The following is a 19,592-nucleotide window of genomic DNA, read 5'->3' on the forward strand; positions in this document are numbered from 1 at the left end:
GAGGGCCCGGAGTGTTATCTACGGTTCGGTAACGAACGAGTACGGAGAGTGATGCGGGGAGAGGATGCGTATGGAAGTTCACTTCCGCTAAACGGAAGAAGTCCGGGAACGATGAGCGTCACCCGAACGTCCCCTCGTAGTACGACGAATCCGCTGTACGAAAGAACGCTGTACGACGAAGACCGCCGCCCCCTATCACCAGGAGACCGTGTGATCCCCGCCGTACGCGCCATCGGGCGCGCCGCACTCGCCGCCCGGCCGCTCTCGCTCGACGAACTCAACAGCAGGGCCCAGCTGTTGACCCGCCGCGATCAGGGGTACCTCGTCCCGGTGGAGGTCTTCGCGGACTTCGCGGCGCTGCTCACGGACCCACGGCGGGCGGGCGGCCCGTTCCGCGCGCTGTCGGTGGGCGGGCGGCGCTGGTTCGCGTACCGCTCGGCCTACTACGACACCGCCGACCTGCGCACATACCACGACCACCGGCAGGGTCGCCGGCTCCGCTACAAGATCCGCGAGCGGCTCTACCAGGACACAGGGGAGCGGCAGTTCGAGATCAAGCTGAGGAACGGGCGGGGCGAGACGGTCAAGCACCGCCGCCGCCTCACCGGCGATGAGCAGGCGCTCGACCCGGCCGGTCAGAGCTTTCTCGCCGGGGTGCTGGGCGGCGCGTACGGCGTCGAGGCGCCGCGGGACCTGCGGCCGTCCCTGGTGACCGACTACCAGCGGGCCACGTTCGTCGCCGACGGGCAGCGCATCACGTGCGACGCGGGCCTGGTGGTGCGGGAGGCCGCCGCGGACGGGCGCTGCGTGCGGGCCGATGGCGGTCTGGTGCTGGTGGAGACGAAGACGCGGGGTCCGCTGACGGAGGCGGACCGGCTGTTGCACCGGTTCGGGGTGCGGGCGTGCGAGTTCACGAAGTACTGCGGCGGTTTCGCGGCGCTCCGGCCGGAGCTGGGGATCAACCGGTGGTCACGGGCGGTGCGGGTGGCGTTCCCGCGCGCGGCCCAGTAGCGGGCGCGGGGTCCGGCGGGCGACAGACTGTCGTGTTCGGCGGCGTCCCACAGACAGGACGCCGATGGTGTGCCGGCGCGGCGCGCATCTACCCTCGGGCCCATGACCCCTCAGCCGAATCCCCAGGTCGGCGCCGCCGTCAAGGCCGCGGACCGCGCACACGTGTTCCACTCCTGGTCCGCACAGGAGCTCATCGATCCGCTCGCCGTCGCCGGTGCCGAAGGCTCGTACTTCTGGGACTACGACGGCAACCGCTACCTCGACTTCTCCTCCGGGCTCGTCTACACGAACATCGGGTACCAGCATCCGAAGGTCGTCGCCGCGATCCAGGAGCAGGCCGCGACGATGACGACGTTCGCGCCCGCCTTCGCCATCGAGGCGCGCTCCGAGGCCGCACGCCTCATCGCCGAGCGCACCCCCGGCGACCTCGACAAGATCTTCTTCACCAACGGCGGCGCGGACGCCGTCGAGCACGCCCTGCGGATGGCCCGCCTGCACACGGGCCGCCCGAAGATCCTCTCCGCGTACCGCTCGTACCACGGCGGCACCCAGCAGGCCATCAACGCCACCGGCGACCCGCGCCGCTGGGCCAACGACACCGGCACGGCCGGCGTCGTCCGCTTCTGGGCGCCCTTCCTCTACCGCTCCCGCTTCTACGCGGAGACGGAGGAGCAGGAGTGCGCGCGCGCCCTGGAGCACCTGGAGGCGACGATCCAGTTCGAGGGTCCCTCGACGATCGCCGCGATCATCCTGGAGACCGTCCCCGGCACGGCGGGCATCATGCTGCCGCCGCCGGGCTACCTCGCCGGGGTCCGTGAGCTGTGCGACAAGTACGGCATCGTCTTCGTCCTCGACGAGGTCATGGCGGGCTTCGGGCGTACGGGCGAGTGGTTCGCGGCGGACCTGTACGACGTCACGCCGGACCTGCTGACGTTCGCGAAGGGCGTCAACTCGGGTTACGTGCCGCTGGGCGGCGTGGCGATCTCGGGCGCGATCGCCGAGACGTTCGCGAAGCGCCCCTACCCCGGCGGCCTCACCTACTCGGGCCACCCGCTGGCCTGCGCCGCGGCCGTCGCCACGCTCACCGTGATGGAGGAGGAGGGCATCGTCGCGCACGCCGCGAAGCTGGGCTCCGAGGTCATCGAGCCGGCGCTGCGGGAGCTGGCCGGGCGGCATCCGTCGGTGGGCGAGGTGCGCGGAGTCGGCATGTTCTGGGCGCTCGACCTCGTACGGGACCGTCGGACGCGGGAGCCACTGGTGCCGTACAACGCGGCCGGGGAGGCGAACGCGCCGATGGCCGCGTTCGCCGCCGCCGCCAAGGGGCAGGGCCTGTGGCCCTTCGTGAACATGAACCGCACGCATGTGGTGCCGCCGCTGAACATCACGGAGGCGGAGGCCAAGGAGGGCCTGGCGGCACTGGACGTCGCGCTCGCCGCCGCGGACGAGCACGTGGCGTAGGCCCTGGTCGTCCGAGAAGGGGCGGGTCGGGGTGGGTGAGGGGGTCGGCCCCCTCACTCGCTCCGGTTCAGCTGGATGAAGCCGCAGCCACGGCTTCAGCTGAAGATGATCATCGAGCCCTGGGCCAGGCTGCGCGTAGCGGCCTGGTGCAGGCCCAGCCAGACATGGCGTTCCCGGGCGAAGGGGCTGTCGTCCGGCGGAACGGGCGCGGCCGGTTCCTCCAGGGCGGTGGGGGCCACGGGCGGGGCGGGCGGCCGGGGCGGGTTCGCCGGGTCGATCCCGATCGCCGGCGCCACGTACTCCAGTTCGCGCAGCAACGCGTGGGACGAGCCCAACGGGCCGCCGCCCTCCAGGAGTTCGTCGTTCGACAGCGGGGTGGGGAAGTCCACGGGGACGTACGCGCCCGCGTGGTCGTAGTGCCACACCAGATGCGAATCCTGCGCCGTCGACTCGAACATCTCCAGCAACTGCTCGTAGTCACCGCCCAGTTCGTCCACCGGCGTGACGGCGAGCCCGCACATCTGCAGCAGGTACGCCCGGCGCAGGAAGTGCAGCGCGTCGTAGTCGAACCCCGCGACCGGTGCCACGTCGCCGGAGAGCCCCGGCATGTACGCGTACACCGGTACCGAGGGCAGGCCTGCCTCGTGCAACGCCTTGTCGTAGAGCGCGAGTTCCTCGGCGAAGGGATTGTCGGGGCTGTGGCACAGCACGTCGACGAGCGGGACGAGCCACAGGTCACAGGCCAAGGGGGCTCCTAAGGACTCCGGGTTGCACGGCGGGTTCTCGGCGTACGTCAGGGTAATGCGCGGCGGCGTCGCACAGCCCTGTCTTGCAGCTACCCGGACTCAGGCGCTCTGCTCACCCGCAAGCCGCTCGATCAGGGCGAGAGAGTCCATGTTGTACGACGCGATGATCGCGTACGCGGCCGGGGCGTCCCGGCGGGCCAGGGCGTCCACGAGGTCGCAGTGCCCGGACCACAGGCTGCCCTTGAGGTCGCCGGCCCGGCGCAGGTGCGGGACCGCGCACATCCAGGACTGGACGCGCAGCCGGTGGAAGAAGTCGGAGAGGTAGGCGTTGCCGAAGAGCGCGGAGAGCTCGCGCCAGAACCGCAGGTCGTAGCCGATCAGGACGTTCAGGTCACCGGCCCCGGCGGCGCGGGCCGCCTCCTCGCCGCGGCGGCGCACACCGGCGAGGGCCTTCGGGGAGCGCGAAGCGTCCTCGGCGTTCTCGGACAGGCCGCGGAAGATGCCGTCGGCGACGAGGCTGCGGGCCTCGATCATGGCGCGGTAGTCCGCCAGGGAGTACTCGTGGACGCGGAAACCGCGGTGCTGCACGGAGTCGAGCAGGCCCTGCGCGGAGAGGTCCACCAGGGCCTCGCGCACCGGGGTGGCCGACACCCCGTACCCGTCGGCGATCTCCTTGACCGTGAACTCCTGGCCGGGGCTCAGGCGCCCCGCCAGGATCTCGTCGCGCAACGCGTCCGCGATCTGCTGGCGCAGGGTGCTGCGGGTGACGGCGGGGACGTCGAAAGCGGGCACGGGTCGGGTCCCCCGGTTGGCTGGCGATGGATGGTGCGCAACGCCGCCCCACCCTATGCCTCTGGCACCTCACCGGCCCCTGCCGGGCCCTCACCGGGGCGGCCCCGCACACCGCTACCTGGGCTCCGGCGGTCGCTGCCGCGGCATGTTCGGGCGGGCGCCCGGGGGAAGGGGGAAGCGGCCCTGGGGCGGGTCCGGGGGGCGGGGCGGGCCCGGGACCGAGGACTGTATGACCAGGGGGGCAGGGCCGGAGCGGAACTCCAGCATCCAGTCCGCCGTCTCGGCCCGCACCAGCTCCGTCACGTCCTCCGAGAAGCGCCGCAGCACGGACAGGCACCGCTCGGCGGCCTCGCTCGCCGTGCCCTCGGCCGGGCCGAGCACCTCGCGGACACCCTCGGACGCCCAGTCGAACTGCAGCACCTGCAACCGCCGCTGCACGGCCTGCGCCGTGGCGACGTCCCGCATCCAGCCCGATGTCAGCCCGGCATAGCGGTCGCACCCGACGCAGGCCACCGCGAGCAGCAGCGCGACATACCCCCAGAGCGCGGCCCCGCTCGCCACCCCGGTCAGCTCGAGCAGCGGCAGCACGCCCCCGGCGACCGCGGAGAGCACCGCGCCGCCGCGCAGCGCCCGCGCGCCCCGCCGCTTCCACACCCGGTCGGCGAGGTACCAGGTCACGGTCCGCAGGGCGCCCTGCTCGACCCACCGGTACAGCTCGTCGAGGCGCTCGGCGGGCTCGCCCCAGTCGCCGAGCGGGAACGCGCGTCCCATCAGGTCGCCGTCCGAGCTGCCCCGCCCCTCGCCCCGCCCCTCCTGGGGAGGTCCTTCGGGCTGCATCTCCGGCTGACTCACCCGGCACTCCCTTAACTGGCACTGGCTGGCACTGACTGCTTCTGGTTACGGCTGGGGCTGAATGTGCAGCATCTTCCTACCGCCCAATGGGTGGCCAAGGTCCCGTTTTCGCGGGTTTTCCGCTCAGAAGTAGGCCTTGATCAGGTATAGGAGATCAGTCCGTCTCACCCGGACTCACTCGAAAGAGTGCAGTGCGAGGTGCCGGGGCGGGCGCCCCCCGGACCACGTAGGCTCGTTTCAGGGGTTACGACCCCCGCCAAATGCACTCTCAGACGAACCGCGACGTATTCGGAACAGGAGCTGATCGTGATCCCCGGTGGTGGCCAGCCCAACATGCAGCAGCTGCTCCAGCAGGCCCAGAAGATGCAGCAGGACCTCGCGGTGGCTCAGGAGGAGCTGGCGCAGACCGAGGTCGAGGGCCAGGCGGGCGGCGGACTTGTGAAGGCGACGGTGAACGGCTCGGGTGAGCTGCGCGGCCTCGTCATCGACCCGAAGGCGGTCGACCCGGAGGACACCGAGACCCTCGCCGACCTGGTGGTCGCGGCGGTCCAGGCGGCCAACGAGAACGCGCAGACCCTGCAGCAGCAGAAGCTCGGCCCGCTCACCCAGGGTCTCGGCGGCGGTGGCGGCATCCCGGGCCTCCCCTTCTAGGCCCGGCGCCAACTACCGTACGTACCAGGCACCAGAGCAGCATTTACGGAAGGCATTCGACCCGTGTACGAAGGCGTGGTCCAGGACCTCATCGACGAGTTGGGCAGGCTGCCCGGCGTCGGTCCCAAGAGCGCGCAGCGGATCGCCTTCCACATCCTGCAGGCGGAGCCCACGGACGTACGGCGCCTCGCCCAGGCACTGATGGAGGTCAAGGCGAAGGTCCGCTTCTGCGCGACGTGCGGCAACGTGGCGCAGGAAGAGCTGTGCAACATCTGCCGTGACCCGCGCCGCGACCTCACCGTCATCTGTGTCGTCGAGGAGCCCAAGGACGTCGTCGCGGTCGAGCGCACCCGTGAGTTCCGGGGCAAGTACCACGTGCTCGGCGGCGCGATCAGCCCGATCGAGGGTGTGGGTCCTGACGATCTGCGGGTACGGGAACTGCTGGCGCGCCTCGCCGACGGGACGGTCACGGAGCTCATCCTCGCCACCGACCCGAACCTGGAGGGCGAGGCCACGGCGACGTACCTCGCCCGCATGATCAAACCCATGGGCCTGAAGGTCACCCGCCTGGCCAGCGGCCTCCCCGTCGGGGGCGACCTGGAGTACGCGGACGAGGTCACTCTCGGCCGGGCCTTCGAGGGGAGACGACTTCTAGATGTCTGACGTCACGCTGCACGCCACCGCTCCGGATCCGGACGATTTCGCGGTCCAGATCTCCGATCAGATCGCGTCGTTCATCGTCGCGGTCACCGAGATCGCCAAAGGGGACGAGCCGGACTCGGCCATCCCGTTCCTGCTGCTCGAGGTCTCCCAGCTGATGCTCGCGGGCGGCCGGCTCGGCGCCCACGAGGACATCCTCCCGGACGAGCGCTACGAGCCGGACCTCGGCCCGGAGCAGGACGTGGACGAGCTGCGCGAGCGGCTGGCGCTGATGCTCGAACCCGTCGACGTGTACTCCGAGGTCTTCGACCCCTACGAGCCGCGCAAGCCCCGGGTCGCGGCCCGGATCTCCGACGACCTGACCGACGTCGTCGCCGATCTGCGCCACGGCATGGCCCACTACCGCGCGGGCCGCGTCACCGAGGCGATGTGGTGGTGGCAGTTCTCGTACTTCTCGAACTGGGGCTCCACCGCGTCGGCGACCCTGCGCGCCCTCCAGTCCCTGGTGGCGCACGTGCGGCTGAACCAGCCGCTGGACGACCTCGACGGCCTGGACACGGACGAGGACCTCGCGGCCGCCGAGGACACCCTCGCCGAGGAGGCCGGGCAGGTCATGGTCGCGGAGATCGCCGGGCCCCTCGGCCTGCGTACGGTCAAGTAGCGGCGGCCTCCGGTGCGGGACACCGGAGGGAGGGGGCGCGTGTGACCCGCCCCACTATTCCGCTTGCGCCCGGCCGGGTCTGGGCATGCGCTTGATCGGGCGGCCGGAACCCCGCAGACCAGAACCCCGGTGATCACGTTGTGAGCGGGACATCTCATGATGCGATACAGCCGGGGCGGATTTCGGCCGCTCGATAGACTGAGCCGACCGCAGTACGCATACGTACATGTGGTGACAGACGGACTGAGCGAGGAGCGCACGTGGGCCTTGTCGTGCAGAAGTACGGAGGCTCCTCCGTAGCCGATGCCGAGGGCATCAAGCGGGTCGCCAAGCGCATTGTGGACGCCAAGAAGAACGGCAACCAGGTGGTTGTCGTGGTGTCCGCGATGGGCGACACGACGGATGAGTTGATCGATCTCGCCGAGCAGGTATCTCCGATCCCTGCCGGGCGCGAATTCGACATGCTGCTGACCGCGGGAGAGCGGATCTCCATGGCGCTGCTGGCCATGGCGATCAAAAACCTGGGGCACGAGGCCCAGTCGTTCACGGGCAGCCAGGCAGGCGTGATCACCGACTCGGTCCACAACAAAGCCCGGATCATCGATGTCACGCCGGGGCGCATCAGGACCTCCATCGACGAGGGCAACATCGCCATCGTCGCGGGGTTCCAGGGCGTCAGCCAGGAGGGCAAGAACATCACGACCCTCGGGCGTGGCGGGTCGGACACGACCGCCGTCGCCCTGGCCGCCGCGCTCGACGCGGAGGTCTGTGAGATCTACACCGACGTCGACGGCGTGTTCACCGCCGACCCGCGCGTGGTGAAGAAGGCGCGCAAGATCGACCGGATCTCCTTCGAGGACATGCTGGAGCTCGCCAGCTCCGGGTCGAAGGTGCTGCTCCACCGCTGTGTGGAGTACGCCCGCCGCTACAACATCCCGATCCACGTGCGGTCCAGCTTCAGCGGACTGCAGGGCACCTGGGTCAGCAACGATCCGATCGACAAGAAGCAGCAAGGGGACAAGCCCGTGGAGCAGGCGATCATCTCCGGTGTCGCGCACGACACCTCCGAGGCGAAGGTCACCGTCGTCGGTGTCCCTGACAAGCCGGGCGAGGCCGCGAAGATCTTCCGCGCCGTCGCGGACGCCGCGATCAACCTCGACATGATCGTCCAGAACGTGTCGGCCGCGTCGACCGGACTGACGGACATCTCCTTCACGCTCCCCAAGACCGAGGGCCGCAAGGCCATCGACGCCCTGGAGCGGATCAAGTCCAGCGTCGGCTTCGACTCGCTGCGCTACGACGACCAGATCGCCAAGATCTCGCTCGTGGGCGCCGGTATGAAGACGAACCCGGGTGTCACGGCCGGGTTCTTCGAGGCGCTCACCGACGCGGGCGTCAACATCGAGCTGATCTCCACCTCGGAGATCCGCATCTCCGTCGTCACGCGTGCCGACGACGTGAACGAGGCAGTGCGCGCCGTGCACTCCGCCTTCGGCCTCGACTCGGACTCCGACGAGGCCGTGGTCTACGGAGGCACCGGCCGCTGATGGCCGCAAACCCCGCAAGGCGTCCGACGCTCGCGGTCGTGGGAGCGACCGGGAGCGTCGGTGCCGTGCTGCTGCAGATCCTGTCGCAGCACGCGGACATCTGGGGTGAGATCCGGCTCGTCGCCTCGGCGCGCTCCGCAGGGCGCAAGCTCACCCTGCGCGGCGAGGAGGTCGAGGTGGTCGCCCTGGAGGAGTCCGTCTTCGACGGGGTCGACGTCGCCATGTTCGACGTGCCCGACGACATCGCCGCCCGGTGGGCGCCGGTCGCCGCGGCCAAGGGCGTCGTGGTCGTCGACAACTCGGCCGCTTTCCGGATGGACCCGGACGTGCCGCTGGTCGTCCCCGAGGTCAATCCGCACGCCGCGCGCGTGCGGCCGCGCGGCATCATCGCCAACCCCAACTGCACGACCCTGTCGATGATCGTGGCGATCGGCGCGCTGCACGCCGAGTTCGGACTGCACGAGCTGGTGGCCTCCAGCTACCAGGCGGTGAGCGGGGCCGGCCGCGCCGGCGTCGAGACGCTGCGCGCCCAACTGTCCCTCGTCGCCGGTACGGAGCTGGGGATCGCGCCGGGCGATGTGCGCCGGGCCGTCGGCGATCAGACCGGGCCCTTTCCCGAGCCGGTCGCGCTGAACGTCGTGCCGTGGGCGGGTTCCCTGCGCGAGGACGGCTGGTCGTCGGAGGAGATGAAGGTGCGGGACGAGTCCCGCAAGATCCTCGGACTTCCGACGCTGAAGGTGGCCGTGACCTGTGTGCGGGTGCCGGTCGTCACGACGCACTCCCTCACCGTTCACGCCCGCTTCCAGAGCGAGGTCACCGTGGACAAGGCCCGCGAGATCCTCGCGACCGCGCCGGGTGTCGTCCTCTTCGACAACCCGGCCGCCGGCGAGTTCCCCACGCCCGCCGACGCGGTGGGCACGGACCCGACCTGGGTGGGCCGGGTGCGCCGCTCGCTCGACGACCCGACGGGGCTCGAACTCTTTGTCTGCGGGGACAATCTGCGCAAAGGCGCGGCTTTGAACACCGCGCAGATCGCGGAGCTGGTCGCCGCCGAGTTCATCGGCGCGTGAACCACGCCTGAGCCGGGCCTGAATCGTGCGTGATCTGCGCCTCTCCCGACGTTCACCTGACGATCAAACTCTTCCCATATTCAAATTCACTCGTAGGATCTGTGTGAGTTCTGTGGAGGACAGTGGTCCACACCACTGGTCCACGCCACCAGAACCAGGGCCTCTTTGATCGTTCGTGGATTCCCTCCCCGTCCTGCAACCGCACGCAGGGCGGGGAGCGTCCTTGCCGTCGCCTTTAAAAAGGGGGGCGGTCGTTTTCAGGGGAGTGTCGGTCACCTTCAGGGGGTGGCCGAGCACAGGAGTAATTGGGGCATAGGGGAAGAGTGGGTACGCATGTCGGCATTTGACGGGTCGTCATCGGTGGGGATGACGAGGTCTGTCGTAAATGAGGCCCCCGACGCGTACAACCCTGACGGGGGGAAGCGTGTCCAACAGGCGTGGCAGAGGTACTCGACTTCACAGCGGTACAAGCGAGGGGCGCGGCGCTGCGTCCCCCCCTCGCATCACTCGCACCCCTCGGGACCAGGCGTCCCCGCAGGGGCGCGACCGGCGGCATGCCGGTGATCGCCCCCATGCCCGCAGCAATTCCGACGCAGGCACAGGGCGTTGAGGGCGTGACGGCGGCCGGCACGACAGTCGATCACCTCACCGAGACGTACCGCGCCCACTACCGCTCCCTGCTGGGGCTCGCGGCGCTTCTCCTCGACGACACCGCCTCCTGCGAGGACGTCGTCCAGGAGGCGTTCATCCGTGTCCACTCCGCGCGCAAACGCGTGCGTGACCCCGAGAAGACACTGGCGTACCTGCGCCAGACCGTCGTCAACCTCTCGCGGTCGACGCTGCGGCGCCGCATCCTCGGTCTGAAGCTCCTCACCAAGCCGATGCCCGACATGGCGAGCGCGGAGGAGGGCGCGTACGACCTGCTGGAGCGGGACGCCCTGAAGGCCGCGCTGCGCGGACTGCAGCGGCGCCAGCGCGAGGTCCTCGTCATGCGGTACTTCGCGGACATGACCGAGGCGCAGGTCGCCGCGGCGCTCGGGATATCCCTGGGGTCGGTGAAGGCATACGGTTCACGCGGCATCGCGGCCCTGCGCGTCGCCATGGAGGCACCGGCATGAGCCCCACGAGCCATGAGCCGGAGAAGCGGTTCACGAAGCCCGAGCAGGACGACGAGCACGCTGGGAACGCAACTGTGAACGACGGACCCCGTCGTCCGGCCGGTGCGGCGGCCGACGACGAGCTGGAACTGCGGCGGCTGATGCGGCAGGCCGTCGCCGAGATCGCTCCCTCCGGCGACGACGAGGACGAGGCCCTCGACCGGCTGCGCCGGGCGGTGCCCGCCCGCCGGGCCCGTAAGCGGCAGGCCGTCGTCGGCGCCGTCGCCGCCGGGGTGTTCGTCGCGATGGCGGTGCCCGCGGTGCTGCACGTGGCGAACTCGGGATCCTCCGGCGACCGGCCCTCGATCGCGGGACACAGCGAGGCCACGCACGGCGGGACCGAGGCCGGGAAGTCCGCGGGAAACGGTGGCAAGGCCGGCGGCGGCTCGCCCTCCCACGCCGAGGACAAGGGCAAGGACGGCAAGAAGGACAAGGACAAGGACGGCAAGGAGAAGGGCGCCGGCGGTGGCGCCTCCGGCGGCCCCGACCCCGCGTCCACGGCGGCCGCGAGCTCCCCGGTCTGCGATGCGAGTGATCTGGAGAAGCCGGTGCCGAGCGTCGGCCAGCCCGACGCCACCGGCACGGTCTACGGCTCGTTCCGCGTCTCGAACAGCTCGGCCGGCAACTGCACGGTCGACAACCCCGGCAGTGTGGTCACCGTCGCCGAGGGCGCGGCCGACCCCACCAAGGTGAGCGTCGTCGACCACACCGCGGGCGACCGGGCGACCGGCCTGCCCGACCCGTCGACCGAGCCGAGCCAGCTGATCCTGAAGCCCGGGATGGCGTACGAGGTGCGCTTCGCCTGGGTGCCGTCGGGGAACTGCCCGTCGACGGGCAGCGGTACCGGAGGCACGGGCGGCGGGGGGTCACCCTCGCCGACGCCCTCCCAGGACGGCACCGGTTCGTCCTCCGCGGCGGCCACGACCGACTCCGGCCTCTCGACGCAGTTCGGCAGCGAGGACACGGCGGACGGCAGCGTGGTCGTGTCGCACACGGCCGAGCCCGGAGCGCCGAGCGCCGTCGCGACCATTCCGGACGCGTGCGCGGGCACCGTCTACCGGACGGGCGTACTGCCGGCGTCCTAGGGCCGGGCCCCCGGTCAGGCCGTTTCTTCGGTCAGGCCCAGTTCCGCGTCGCGAAGGGCCTCTGCCTCTCGGCGGACCAGGCGGAACCACATGAAGAGCACGAAGCCCGCGAAGACGAACCACTCACCGGTGTAACCGAGGTTCTGGAACGCCTTCAGGTCGAGGCCGCTGCCCTGAGCGGTGGTGGCCGGGACCGGAGTCATCTTCGCGTCCGCCGTGTCCAGCGTGACCCACGCGTCGTACACGTCGTACGGCACCAGGTTCACCACGGACGCCGCGCTGATCATGCCGACCTGTCCCGAGGGCAGGCCGCCGGCGGTGGTCACACCGTTCGACCCCGCGGACTCCGAGGCCTGCAGCGCCCCGGTCACCGTGACGTCACCCTTCGGCGGCGCGGGCGCCTTCGCGGCGGACGCCGTACCGGGCAGCCAGCCGCGGACCACGGGGAGACCCTTGCCGGTGCCGTCGACCTTCAGGAGCGTCACGACGTAGAAGCCGGTGCGCTCGTCGAGGTCGCGGTCCGGCACCAGGAGCTGCTTGTCGTAGCGGCCGGTGACCTCGGCCCGCTTGCCCGAGGTCTCCGTGCTCACGGGCAGCAGCGAGGCGAGCGGCGCGGCGGCCGCCTTCTCGTTGGCCGCCGACTGCTGGGTCGCGGACCGGTGGTCCTGCACCCGGTCCTCGAAACGGCTGAGCTGCCACGAGCCCATGAAGACGCAGACGGGGATCGCCAGCAGGACGAAGATGTTGATCCCCATCCAGCGGGGAGTCAGCAGGAACCGGTACACACCCCCACGGTACGGGTCCGATATAAAGGCCGGTCCCGCGACCCCCGCCCGGCCGCTCCCCAGCTTTCAGTTCGAGCGGGGCGGCAAGTGGCGGCTCGCGAAGTCCAGTTCGAGCCCGACCTGCTTGATGCGCTCCTCCACGACGAGCGAGCCGTGCCCCGCGTCGTACCGGTACACCTCGTGCGGTGCGTCACGTGCCGCGAGCCGGTCCACGTAGTTGTCGATCTGGCGGATCGGGCAGCGCGGGTCGTTGAGCCCCGCCGAGAGGAAGACGGGCGCCTTGACGTCGTCGACGTACGTTAGCGGCGAGGACACCGTGAAGCGGTCGGGGACCTCCTCGGGGGAGCCACCGAAGAGCGTGCGGTCCAGGGCCTTGAGGGCCTCCATCTCGTCCTCGTACGCCGCCACGTAGTCCGCGACCGGGACCGCCGCCAGGCCCACCGCCCACGCGCCGGGCTGCGTGCCGAGGCCGAGGAGGGTGAGGTAGCCGCCCCAGGAGCCGCCGGCCAGGACCAGGCGCTCGGGGTCGGCGAGGCCGGACTCGACGGCCCAGGCGCGGACGGCCGCGATGTCCTCCAGCTCGATCAGGCCGACGCGGTGCTTGAGGGCGTCGGTCCACTCCCGGCCGTACCCCGTCGAGCCGCGGTAGTTGACCCGGACCACCGCGTACCCGTGGTCGACCCAGGCCGCCGGGCCCGCGGCGAACGCGTCCGAGTCGTGCCAGGTGGGGCCGCCGTGGATCTCGAAGACCGTGGGCAGGGGCCCGGTGGCGCCGGCCGGCTTCTGGACGAGGGCGTGGATGCGGCCGCCGGGGCCCTCGACCCACGCGTCCTCGACGGGGACGGACTTCGGGGCCTTCGTCCCGGGCGGGTCGAGGACGACGCCGCCCGCGGTGGAGCGGACGACCGGCGGCTCCTCGGCCGACGACCACAGGTACTCGACGCTGCCGTCGGGGCGGGCCGATGCGCCCGACACCGAGCCGGCCGGGGTCTCCACCCGGGTGAGCGCCTTCGTCGCGAGCTCGTAGCGCCACAGGTCGGCGCGGGCCTCGAATTCATGGACGATCAGCAGCGCCGAGCCGTCCGGGTACCACTCCGCCGACACGTCGCCCGGCAGGTCGACGGCGAGGTCGGTCTGCTCGCCCGAGACCACGTCCCACACCATCGGCTCCCAGCGGCCGCGCCGCTGGTGCCCGACGAGGAGCCGGGTGTCGCCCTGGACGGGGGCGAAGCCGAGGACCTCCAGGCCCAGCTCCTCCTCGCCGCCCTTGGTGTCGTCCAGCTCGGCGACGGTCGAACCGTCGAGGCGGACCACGCGCAGCGCCGAGTGCATCGCGTCGCCGTGCTCGGTGTGCTCGATCGCGATCAGCGTCGCGTCGTGGCTGAGGTCGCCGACACCGGCCGACTCACGGTGCCGGTAGATCTCGGCGGGAGCGTCGGCACCGGGAGCTACGACGTGGATGGTCGTGCCGTCCTCGTCCGTGGAGCGGCCGATCACCGCGGTGCGTCCGTCGCGGCCGAGGGCGAGGCCCGCCGGGTAGGAGGGTTCGAGGCCGGGAACGGCCTCGGTGTCGGGGCCGCCGGCGAACGGCTGGCGCAGCCAGACGCCGAACTCGTCCCCGTCCTTGTCGCTGAACCACCAGATCGACGCGCCGTCGGGGGAGAGCACACCGTCCGTCGTCCCGTTCGCCCGGTCCGTCGCCTGGCGCTGCTCGCCCGTGGCCCTGTCCCACGCGTACAGCTCGTACGTCCCCGTCGCGTTCGACACGAACAGGGAGCGGTCGGGGGCGTCCTCCGCCCAGTCGGGCAGCGACACCCTCGGCGCGCGGAACCGCTGCTCCCACTCCGGCACGGACGACGACGCGGACGACGGTGTGGACGACACTGTGGACGACGGCACGGACGGCATGCTCTCAGTCATGCCCCCATAGTGCTCTACCTCGGCGTGACCCGGCCGGGGGGCCGTGCCTCCGGGGGGAGTGGCCGGGTCCGCCTCGCAGGTGCTCCCGCTGAGCTGTGCCTGCCGTCCGTCGCCCGGCCGGAGCGGGGAGGGGGGATGAACTGCGCCGACGCGGTTCATCCGAACGCCCCGGTGTGTGCGACGGTGAGGGGAATGTACGCCCGTAGGCGCCGCCCCGGAATACCCCGCGCATATATCTCCGCCCATCGACGGAGGGCCGGGACACAGGCCGGGTCACACGGGCGGCCGCGCAGGGGCGGGGCCCAGGGTCGTCGTACCGGGGGCGGCCCGGTGGCCGAGACCCGTCCGGTAGGTGTCCAGGGCCGCCTCGATCCGGCCCGTGCGCCGGTACAGGTCGCCGAGAAGCCGGCAGAGGTCCGCCAGGTCGCCCGCCGCGCCCGCGCGTTCGAGCAGGCTGAGGGCGTTGACGTAGTGCTCCTCGGCCTCCTCGGCGGCCCCCGACTCCTGCGCGATCAGGCCGAGCAGCCGGTGCGCGCCCGCCGCGTGCACGGCGCCCCGCTCCGGACCGATCTCGCCGAGCAGGGAGCGCAACAGCCGCACGGCCTCTTCCGGGCGGCCGAGGCGGCGCAGCACATCGGCCAGTTCGACCTCGACCTGCTGCGTGTAGAGGGCGGCCCGCTTGGCGGAGAGCATGTCCCGCGCCGTCCGCAGTTCCGTCTCCGCGTCGGAGAGGCGGCCCGCCTGCGCGTGGACGTAGCCGCGCATCCAATGGCAGTGCGCCAACTCCGTACGGATCTGGAGCTGTTGGTAGAGCTCGGCCGCTTTCGCGAGGGAGGCGTCGGCCTCCGTCACCTTGCCCTCGGCGAGCAGGGTGCGGGCGACCGAGCGGTGCATCTGGGCGATGAGTGCCGGGTCGCCCACGCGCGGGGCGAGCGCGAGCGCCAGTTCTGCGGCCTGGGCCGCGCGCGCGTGGGCGCCCATGTCCATGTACGGGGCGATGGAGGCGGTGTAGAGCAGGACGAGCGCGTCCGGGTCGTGCAGGCCGCCGGTGTTGAGGTCGTCGAGGGCGGACTCCAGCAGGTAGCAGGCGTAGCGCAGGGAGCCGGAGAGGTAGTGGGCGACGGCGCGGGCTCTGATCACCGGGGCCCGCTGGGGGAGCGGCGCGTGGGCCTCGGTGAGCAGCGCGTCCGCGGTGTCGAAGTGGCGGATGGACAGCGCCAGTTCGCCGATCTCCAGCGCACACTCGCCGAGGCCCAGTTCGGCGGCCGCGTGCTCCGCGCCGAGCCCGTGCCGCGCCGCCTCCGTGCCCAACTCCCGGTACAGCTCGGCCGCTTCGCTCGCCGCGCCGGTCGCCAGGGCCCGCTGTGCCTCGGTGAGGCGGAGCCGTAGATCCGTCGCCAGGTGGGCGGGGCGGCCGGTGGCGAGTTCCTCGTACGTGACGTCGAGGCGCTCCGCGATGTGCCGCAGCGCCGCCTCGGAGGGCCGGACGCGGCCCGCTTCGAGGGTGGAGATGTAGGCGGGGGTGTAGGCGGGCTCGGCCACCTGCCGCTGGGTGAGGCCGCGTTCGGTGCGCAGCCGCAGGACACGGCGTCCGACGTGCTCCGTCGCTTCGGTCGCAGCTTCGTCCGCTGCTCCGTCTGGTGGTTCGTCCGGCATGACGCGGGGCCGCCGCCTCTCACATTCGTACGGGGTGCACGTGAGTCTCACCTCTTGCCCCGACTCCCGCCAACCCCCTAGGTTGTGCGCTCAGTTAAGCCGAGTTAATTCTGCTTAATCGACAACTTACCGTCGACTTGCTGCGAGGTCCCCGTGCGCGTCCGCACACCTTTGGTCACCGCCGTCGCCGCGGGCTCCCTCGCCATCGCCGCGCTCGGCGCCGCGGGCACGACGGCCCGCGCGGACACCGATGGGGGCACGCGCACGGTCGAGTACTTCCCCGACTCCCACGGCGAGGGCCGGCACGCCCGGGTCCCCACCTCCGTACCGGAGCGGATCAGCCGACTGAAGCAGGCTCCCGCCACGGCGCCGGACGCCACCAAGGTCACGCCGTTGCAGCGGACAGGACCCTCCGACGGCCGCCTCGACCTCGTGATCATCGGCGATGGTTACACGGCCGGTCAGCAGGCCGACTTCGAGGAGGACGCGCAGGCCAAGCTGGACGCGATCTTCGCGATCGAGCCGTACAAGAGCTACAAGGGCCTGTTCAACTTCTGGCTCGTGGACGCCGTGTCGAACGACTCGGGCGTCTCCGGCGACCCGACCCAGGACGTCGTCAAGGACACCGCGGTCAGCAGCTACTTCTTCTGCTCCGACACCGAGCGGCTGCTCTGCGTCGACGAGAAGAAGGTCGACACGTACGCGCAGCAGGCCCCCGACTCCGACATCGTCTTCGTCGTCTCGAACTCCACGAAGTACGGCGGCGCCGGCTACAGCGGGCTGACCTCCACGGCCGGGCACACGGGCATCGCCACCATGTCCTCCGACAACGACCGCTCGTACCTCATAGGCGCCCATGAACTCGGCCACTCCATAGGCCTGTTGGCGGACGAGTACCAGTACGCGGGCTACGGCACCTACCCCGGGCCCGAACCGACCGAGGCCAACACCACCATGCGGACCGCCGACGACATGCTGAACACGCGGACCAAGTGGTACAGCTGGCTCGGCCAGAACGATCCCTCGGGCGGCACCGTCGGCGCGTACGAGGGCGGCGGCTACTACGAGTACGGCATCTACCGGCCCACCGAGAACTCGATCATGCGCTCCCTGGACACCGACCAGTTCAATCTTCCCGGCCGCGAGGCGATGATCGCCGGCTTCTACCGCGACGCCGCTCTGCTCACCGCCGGTACCTCCACGGCCCGCACCCTGCACACCTCCAGCACGCTCCGCGTCGACCTGGCCCCGCTCCCGACGGGTCTCTCCGACGTCAAGGTGCGCTGGTACGTGGACGGGGTCGAGGTCCGCCGGGCGGCAGGACAACAGGCCCTGAAAGCCAGCGCGTTGGGCGTCCATAAGGGTACGCACACGGTGACCGCGAAGGCCGTCGACCGCACGGCGGCACTGCGCGACCCGGCCGCGCGCCGGGCGGCCACCGACAGCGTCAGCTGGACGGTCACGCGCTAGCGCCGCCGCCGCTGTTCAAGCCCCTCCGGCGATTGAGACCCGGGCCCCGCTCCTCAAGCCCCTCCGGCGATTGAGGAGCGGGGCCCGGGGCAGAGCCCCGTGACCTCGGCGACAGGTCAGAGCGCCATGATCAGGGCGACTCCGACACCCAGCACTGCCACCCCGGCACACACCACCCCGCACAGGCGACGCCGCAACCCCAGGTACCGCCCCTCGTACTCCCCGCGCAACGACCTCGCCCGCTCCGCACACCACCCCCACCCGTCCCGCCGCAGCGCAACGTACTCGTCGGCATAGGCCCGCCGAACCTCATCCGCCTGCGACTCCGTCAGCCACGGCAACCGCCCGACGAACCGCTCGGCCGCGACCCGCCCCTCCTCCCGCGCGGCCTCCACCATCAGGTAACCCTCGATCTCCTGGATCACCGTTCCGCCTCCACCAGCACACCCGTCTCCGGGTCCGCCCCGTGCCGCAGGTCGAACGTCGGCGACTCCGACCGGATCCGCGGCAGCGCCACGAAGTTGTGCCGCGGTGGTGGGCACGACGTGGCCCATTCCAGTGAGCGGCCGTACCCCCAGGGATCGTCGACACCGACCGGCTCCCCGTACTGGGCCGTCCGCCACACGTTGTAGAGGAACGGCAGGAACGACATCCCCAGCACGAACGAGAAGATCGTCGAGACGGTGTTGAGCCCGGTCAGCCCCTCCACGGCCAGATAGTCGGGGACGCGCCGCAGCATGCCCCCGGCCCCCAGCCAGTGCTGCACCAGAAACGTCCCGTGGAAGCCGACGAACAGCGTCCAGAAAGTGATCTTCCCGAGCCGCTCGTCCAGCATCTTCCCCGTGAACTTCGGCCACCAGAAATGAAAGCCGGAGAACATCGCGAAGACGACCGTGCCGAAGATGACGTAATGGAAGTGGGCCACCACGAAGTACGTCTCACCGACATGGAAGTCCAGCGGCGGCGCCGCGAGCACCACGCCCGTGAGCCCGCCGAACGCGAACGTGACCAGGAACCCGACCGCGTAGAGCATCGGCGTCTCGAACGACAGCGAGCCCTGCCACATCGTGCCGATCCAGTTGAAGAACTTGACCCCCGTCGGCACCGCGATCAGGAACGTCATGAAGGAGAAGAAGGGGAGCAGGACACCGCCTGTGACGTACATGTGGTGCGCCCACACCGTCACCGAGAGCCCCGCGATCGCGATCGTCGCGCCGATCAGGCCCGAGTACCCGAACATCGGCTTCCGGCTGAACACGGGGATCACCTCCGAGATGATCCCGAAGAACGGCAGCGCGATGATGTAGACCTCCGGATGCCCGAAGAACCAGAACAGGTGCTGCCACAGCAGTGCCCCGCCGTTCGCCGCGTCGAAGATGTGCGCCCCGAACTTCCGGTCGGCCTCCAGGGCGAACAGCGCGGCCGCGAGCACCGGGAACGCGAGCAGTACGAGTACGCCGGTCAGCAGCACGTTCCACGTGAAGATCGGCATCCGGAACATGGTCATGCCGGGCGCCCGCAGGCACACGATCGTCGTGATGAAGTTGACCGAGCCGAGGATCGTGCCGAACCCGGAGAGGGCAAGCCCCATGATCCACATGTCGGCGCCGATGCCGCGGGAGTGCACCGCGTCGGACAGCGGCGCGTACGCGAACCACCCGAAGTCCGCCGCCCCTTGAGGCGTGAGGAAGCCCCCGACCGCGATCAGCGACCCCAGCAGGTACAACCAGTACGCGAACATGTTCAGCCGCGGGAAGGCGACGTCCGGCGCCCCGATCTGCAGCGGCATGATCCAGTTCGCGAACCCGGCGAACAGCGGCGTCGCGAACATCAGCAGCATGATCGTGCCGTGCATCGTGAACGCCTGGTTGAACTGCTCGTTCGACATGATCTGCAGTCCCGGCCGGGCCAGCTCCGCCCGCATGAACAGCGCCAGCACGCCGCCAAGGCAGAAGAACGCGAACGCCGTGACCAGGTAGAGCGTGCCGATCGTCTTGTGGTCGGTGGTGGTCAGCCACGTGACCCACTTCGAGTTCGAGGACTTCATGCCCCGTACGTGTCCGGACGTGCC

The 19,592-nt window shown here is 70.7% G+C and carries 18 protein-coding genes; 10 read left to right on the plus strand and 8 right to left on the minus strand.

Going from position 1 to position 19,592, the window contains the following annotated elements:
• Window positions 1–210 precede the first annotated feature (210 nt).
• Both ACIREE_RS30785 and ACIREE_RS30790 read left to right on the plus strand, forming a co-directional pair.
• Window positions 211–1,011: a polyphosphate polymerase domain-containing protein gene (locus tag ACIREE_RS30785; RefSeq protein WP_404159313.1), complete on the plus strand. Its 801-nt coding sequence runs from the start codon at window positions 211–213 to the stop codon at window positions 1,009–1,011.
• A 102-nt stretch (window positions 1,012–1,113) separates the two neighbouring features.
• The gene (locus ACIREE_RS30790) at window positions 1,114–2,469 is read left to right on the plus strand and encodes an aspartate aminotransferase family protein (protein ID WP_404159315.1); all 1,356 of its coding nucleotides are present in this window, start codon (window positions 1,114–1,116) and stop codon (window positions 2,467–2,469) included.
• Between the two features lie 95 nt (window positions 2,470–2,564).
• On the opposite strand, the gene ACIREE_RS30795 is transcribed toward ACIREE_RS30790, so the two are convergent.
• The 3 genes from ACIREE_RS30795 to ACIREE_RS30805 all read right to left on the minus strand — a co-directional run bounded on the left by ACIREE_RS30795 (window position 2,565) and on the right by ACIREE_RS30805 (window position 4,859).
• Window positions 2,565–3,215, minus strand: a complete 651-nt coding sequence (locus ACIREE_RS30795; RefSeq protein ID WP_404159318.1) for a hypothetical protein — start codon at window positions 3,213–3,215, stop codon at window positions 2,565–2,567.
• Window positions 3,216–3,314: 99 nt separating this feature from the next.
• On the minus strand, window positions 3,315–4,007 hold the full coding sequence (locus ACIREE_RS30800; protein ID WP_404159321.1) for a GntR family transcriptional regulator: 693 nt from the start codon (window positions 4,005–4,007) through the stop codon (window positions 3,315–3,317).
• A gap of 114 nt (window positions 4,008–4,121) precedes the next feature.
• On the minus strand, window positions 4,122–4,859 hold the full coding sequence (locus ACIREE_RS30805; RefSeq protein WP_404159323.1) for an SLATT domain-containing protein: 738 nt from the start codon (window positions 4,857–4,859) through the stop codon (window positions 4,122–4,124).
• A gap of 306 nt (window positions 4,860–5,165) precedes the next feature.
• Between ACIREE_RS30805 and ACIREE_RS30810 the strand changes: the two genes are divergently transcribed.
• The 7 genes from ACIREE_RS30810 to ACIREE_RS30840 all read left to right on the plus strand — a co-directional run bounded on the left by ACIREE_RS30810 (window position 5,166) and on the right by ACIREE_RS30840 (window position 11,690).
• Window positions 5,166–5,510 carry a YbaB/EbfC family nucleoid-associated protein gene (locus tag ACIREE_RS30810; RefSeq protein WP_404159326.1) on the plus strand — a complete coding sequence of 115 codons (345 nt, stop codon included), beginning with the start codon at window positions 5,166–5,168 and terminating at the stop codon, window positions 5,508–5,510.
• Window positions 5,511–5,573: 63 nt separating this feature from the next.
• The gene (recR, locus tag ACIREE_RS30815; protein WP_404159328.1) at window positions 5,574–6,173 is read left to right on the plus strand and encodes a recombination mediator RecR; all 600 of its coding nucleotides are present in this window, start codon (window positions 5,574–5,576) and stop codon (window positions 6,171–6,173) included.
• Window positions 6,166–6,831 carry a DUF5063 domain-containing protein gene (locus tag ACIREE_RS30820; RefSeq protein ID WP_404159331.1) on the plus strand — a complete coding sequence of 222 codons (666 nt, stop codon included), beginning with the start codon at window positions 6,166–6,168 and terminating at the stop codon, window positions 6,829–6,831. The genes recR and ACIREE_RS30820 overlap by 8 nt, the downstream gene beginning before the upstream one ends.
• 260 nt (window positions 6,832–7,091) lie before the next feature.
• On the plus strand, window positions 7,092–8,378 hold the full coding sequence (locus ACIREE_RS30825; RefSeq protein ID WP_404159334.1) for an aspartate kinase: 1,287 nt from the start codon (window positions 7,092–7,094) through the stop codon (window positions 8,376–8,378).
• The gene (locus ACIREE_RS30830) at window positions 8,378–9,448 is read left to right on the plus strand and encodes an aspartate-semialdehyde dehydrogenase (protein ID WP_404159336.1); all 1,071 of its coding nucleotides are present in this window, start codon (window positions 8,378–8,380) and stop codon (window positions 9,446–9,448) included. Before ACIREE_RS30825 ends, ACIREE_RS30830 begins: the two co-directional genes overlap by 1 nt.
• A 437-nt stretch (window positions 9,449–9,885) precedes the next feature.
• Window positions 9,886–10,566 carry a SigE family RNA polymerase sigma factor gene (locus tag ACIREE_RS30835; protein WP_404159339.1) on the plus strand — a complete coding sequence of 227 codons (681 nt, stop codon included), beginning with the start codon at window positions 9,886–9,888 and terminating at the stop codon, window positions 10,564–10,566.
• Window positions 10,563–11,690, plus strand: coding sequence for a hypothetical protein (locus tag ACIREE_RS30840; protein ID WP_404159342.1), 1,128 nt, complete (start codon window positions 10,563–10,565; stop codon window positions 11,688–11,690). Before ACIREE_RS30835 ends, ACIREE_RS30840 begins: the two co-directional genes overlap by 4 nt.
• A 14-nt stretch (window positions 11,691–11,704) precedes the next feature.
• Here ACIREE_RS30840 and ACIREE_RS30845 read toward each other — a convergent pair whose 3' ends face one another.
• From ACIREE_RS30845 to ACIREE_RS30855, 3 genes are all read right to left on the minus strand, one after another.
• Window positions 11,705–12,475: an SURF1 family protein gene (locus ACIREE_RS30845; protein WP_404159345.1), complete on the minus strand. Its 771-nt coding sequence runs from the start codon at window positions 12,473–12,475 to the stop codon at window positions 11,705–11,707.
• Window positions 12,476–12,541: 66 nt separating this feature from the next.
• Complete coding sequence (locus ACIREE_RS30850) at window positions 12,542–14,383, minus strand: prolyl oligopeptidase family serine peptidase (RefSeq protein WP_404159769.1); 1,842 nt, start codon at window positions 14,381–14,383, stop codon at window positions 12,542–12,544.
• Between the two features lie 285 nt (window positions 14,384–14,668).
• Window positions 14,669–16,051: a helix-turn-helix domain-containing protein gene (locus ACIREE_RS30855; protein ID WP_404159348.1), complete on the minus strand. Its 1,383-nt coding sequence runs from the start codon at window positions 16,049–16,051 to the stop codon at window positions 14,669–14,671.
• A gap of 153 nt (window positions 16,052–16,204) precedes the next feature.
• Between ACIREE_RS30855 and ACIREE_RS30860 the strand changes: the two genes are divergently transcribed.
• Window positions 16,205–17,521 carry a M64 family metallopeptidase gene (locus ACIREE_RS30860; protein ID WP_404159351.1) on the plus strand — a complete coding sequence of 439 codons (1,317 nt, stop codon included), beginning with the start codon at window positions 16,205–16,207 and terminating at the stop codon, window positions 17,519–17,521.
• Window positions 17,522–17,637: 116 nt separating this feature from the next.
• Here the strand turns inward: ACIREE_RS30860 and ACIREE_RS30865 are convergent, their stop codons facing one another.
• The gene (locus ACIREE_RS30865; RefSeq protein WP_404159353.1) at window positions 17,638–17,946 is read right to left on the minus strand and encodes a hypothetical protein; all 309 of its coding nucleotides are present in this window, start codon (window positions 17,944–17,946) and stop codon (window positions 17,638–17,640) included.
• Window positions 17,943–19,568 carry a cytochrome c oxidase subunit I gene (gene ctaD, locus ACIREE_RS30870; RefSeq protein ID WP_404159356.1) on the minus strand — a complete coding sequence of 542 codons (1,626 nt, stop codon included), beginning with the start codon at window positions 19,566–19,568 and terminating at the stop codon, window positions 17,943–17,945. Before ctaD ends, ACIREE_RS30865 begins: the two co-directional genes overlap by 4 nt.
• Window positions 19,569–19,592: the final 24 nt, after the last annotated feature.

Origin of the sequence: Streptomyces sp. NPDC102467, assembly GCF_044765445.1 — a bacterium.
Classification (GTDB): Bacteria; Actinomycetota; Actinomycetes; order Streptomycetales; family Streptomycetaceae; genus Streptomyces.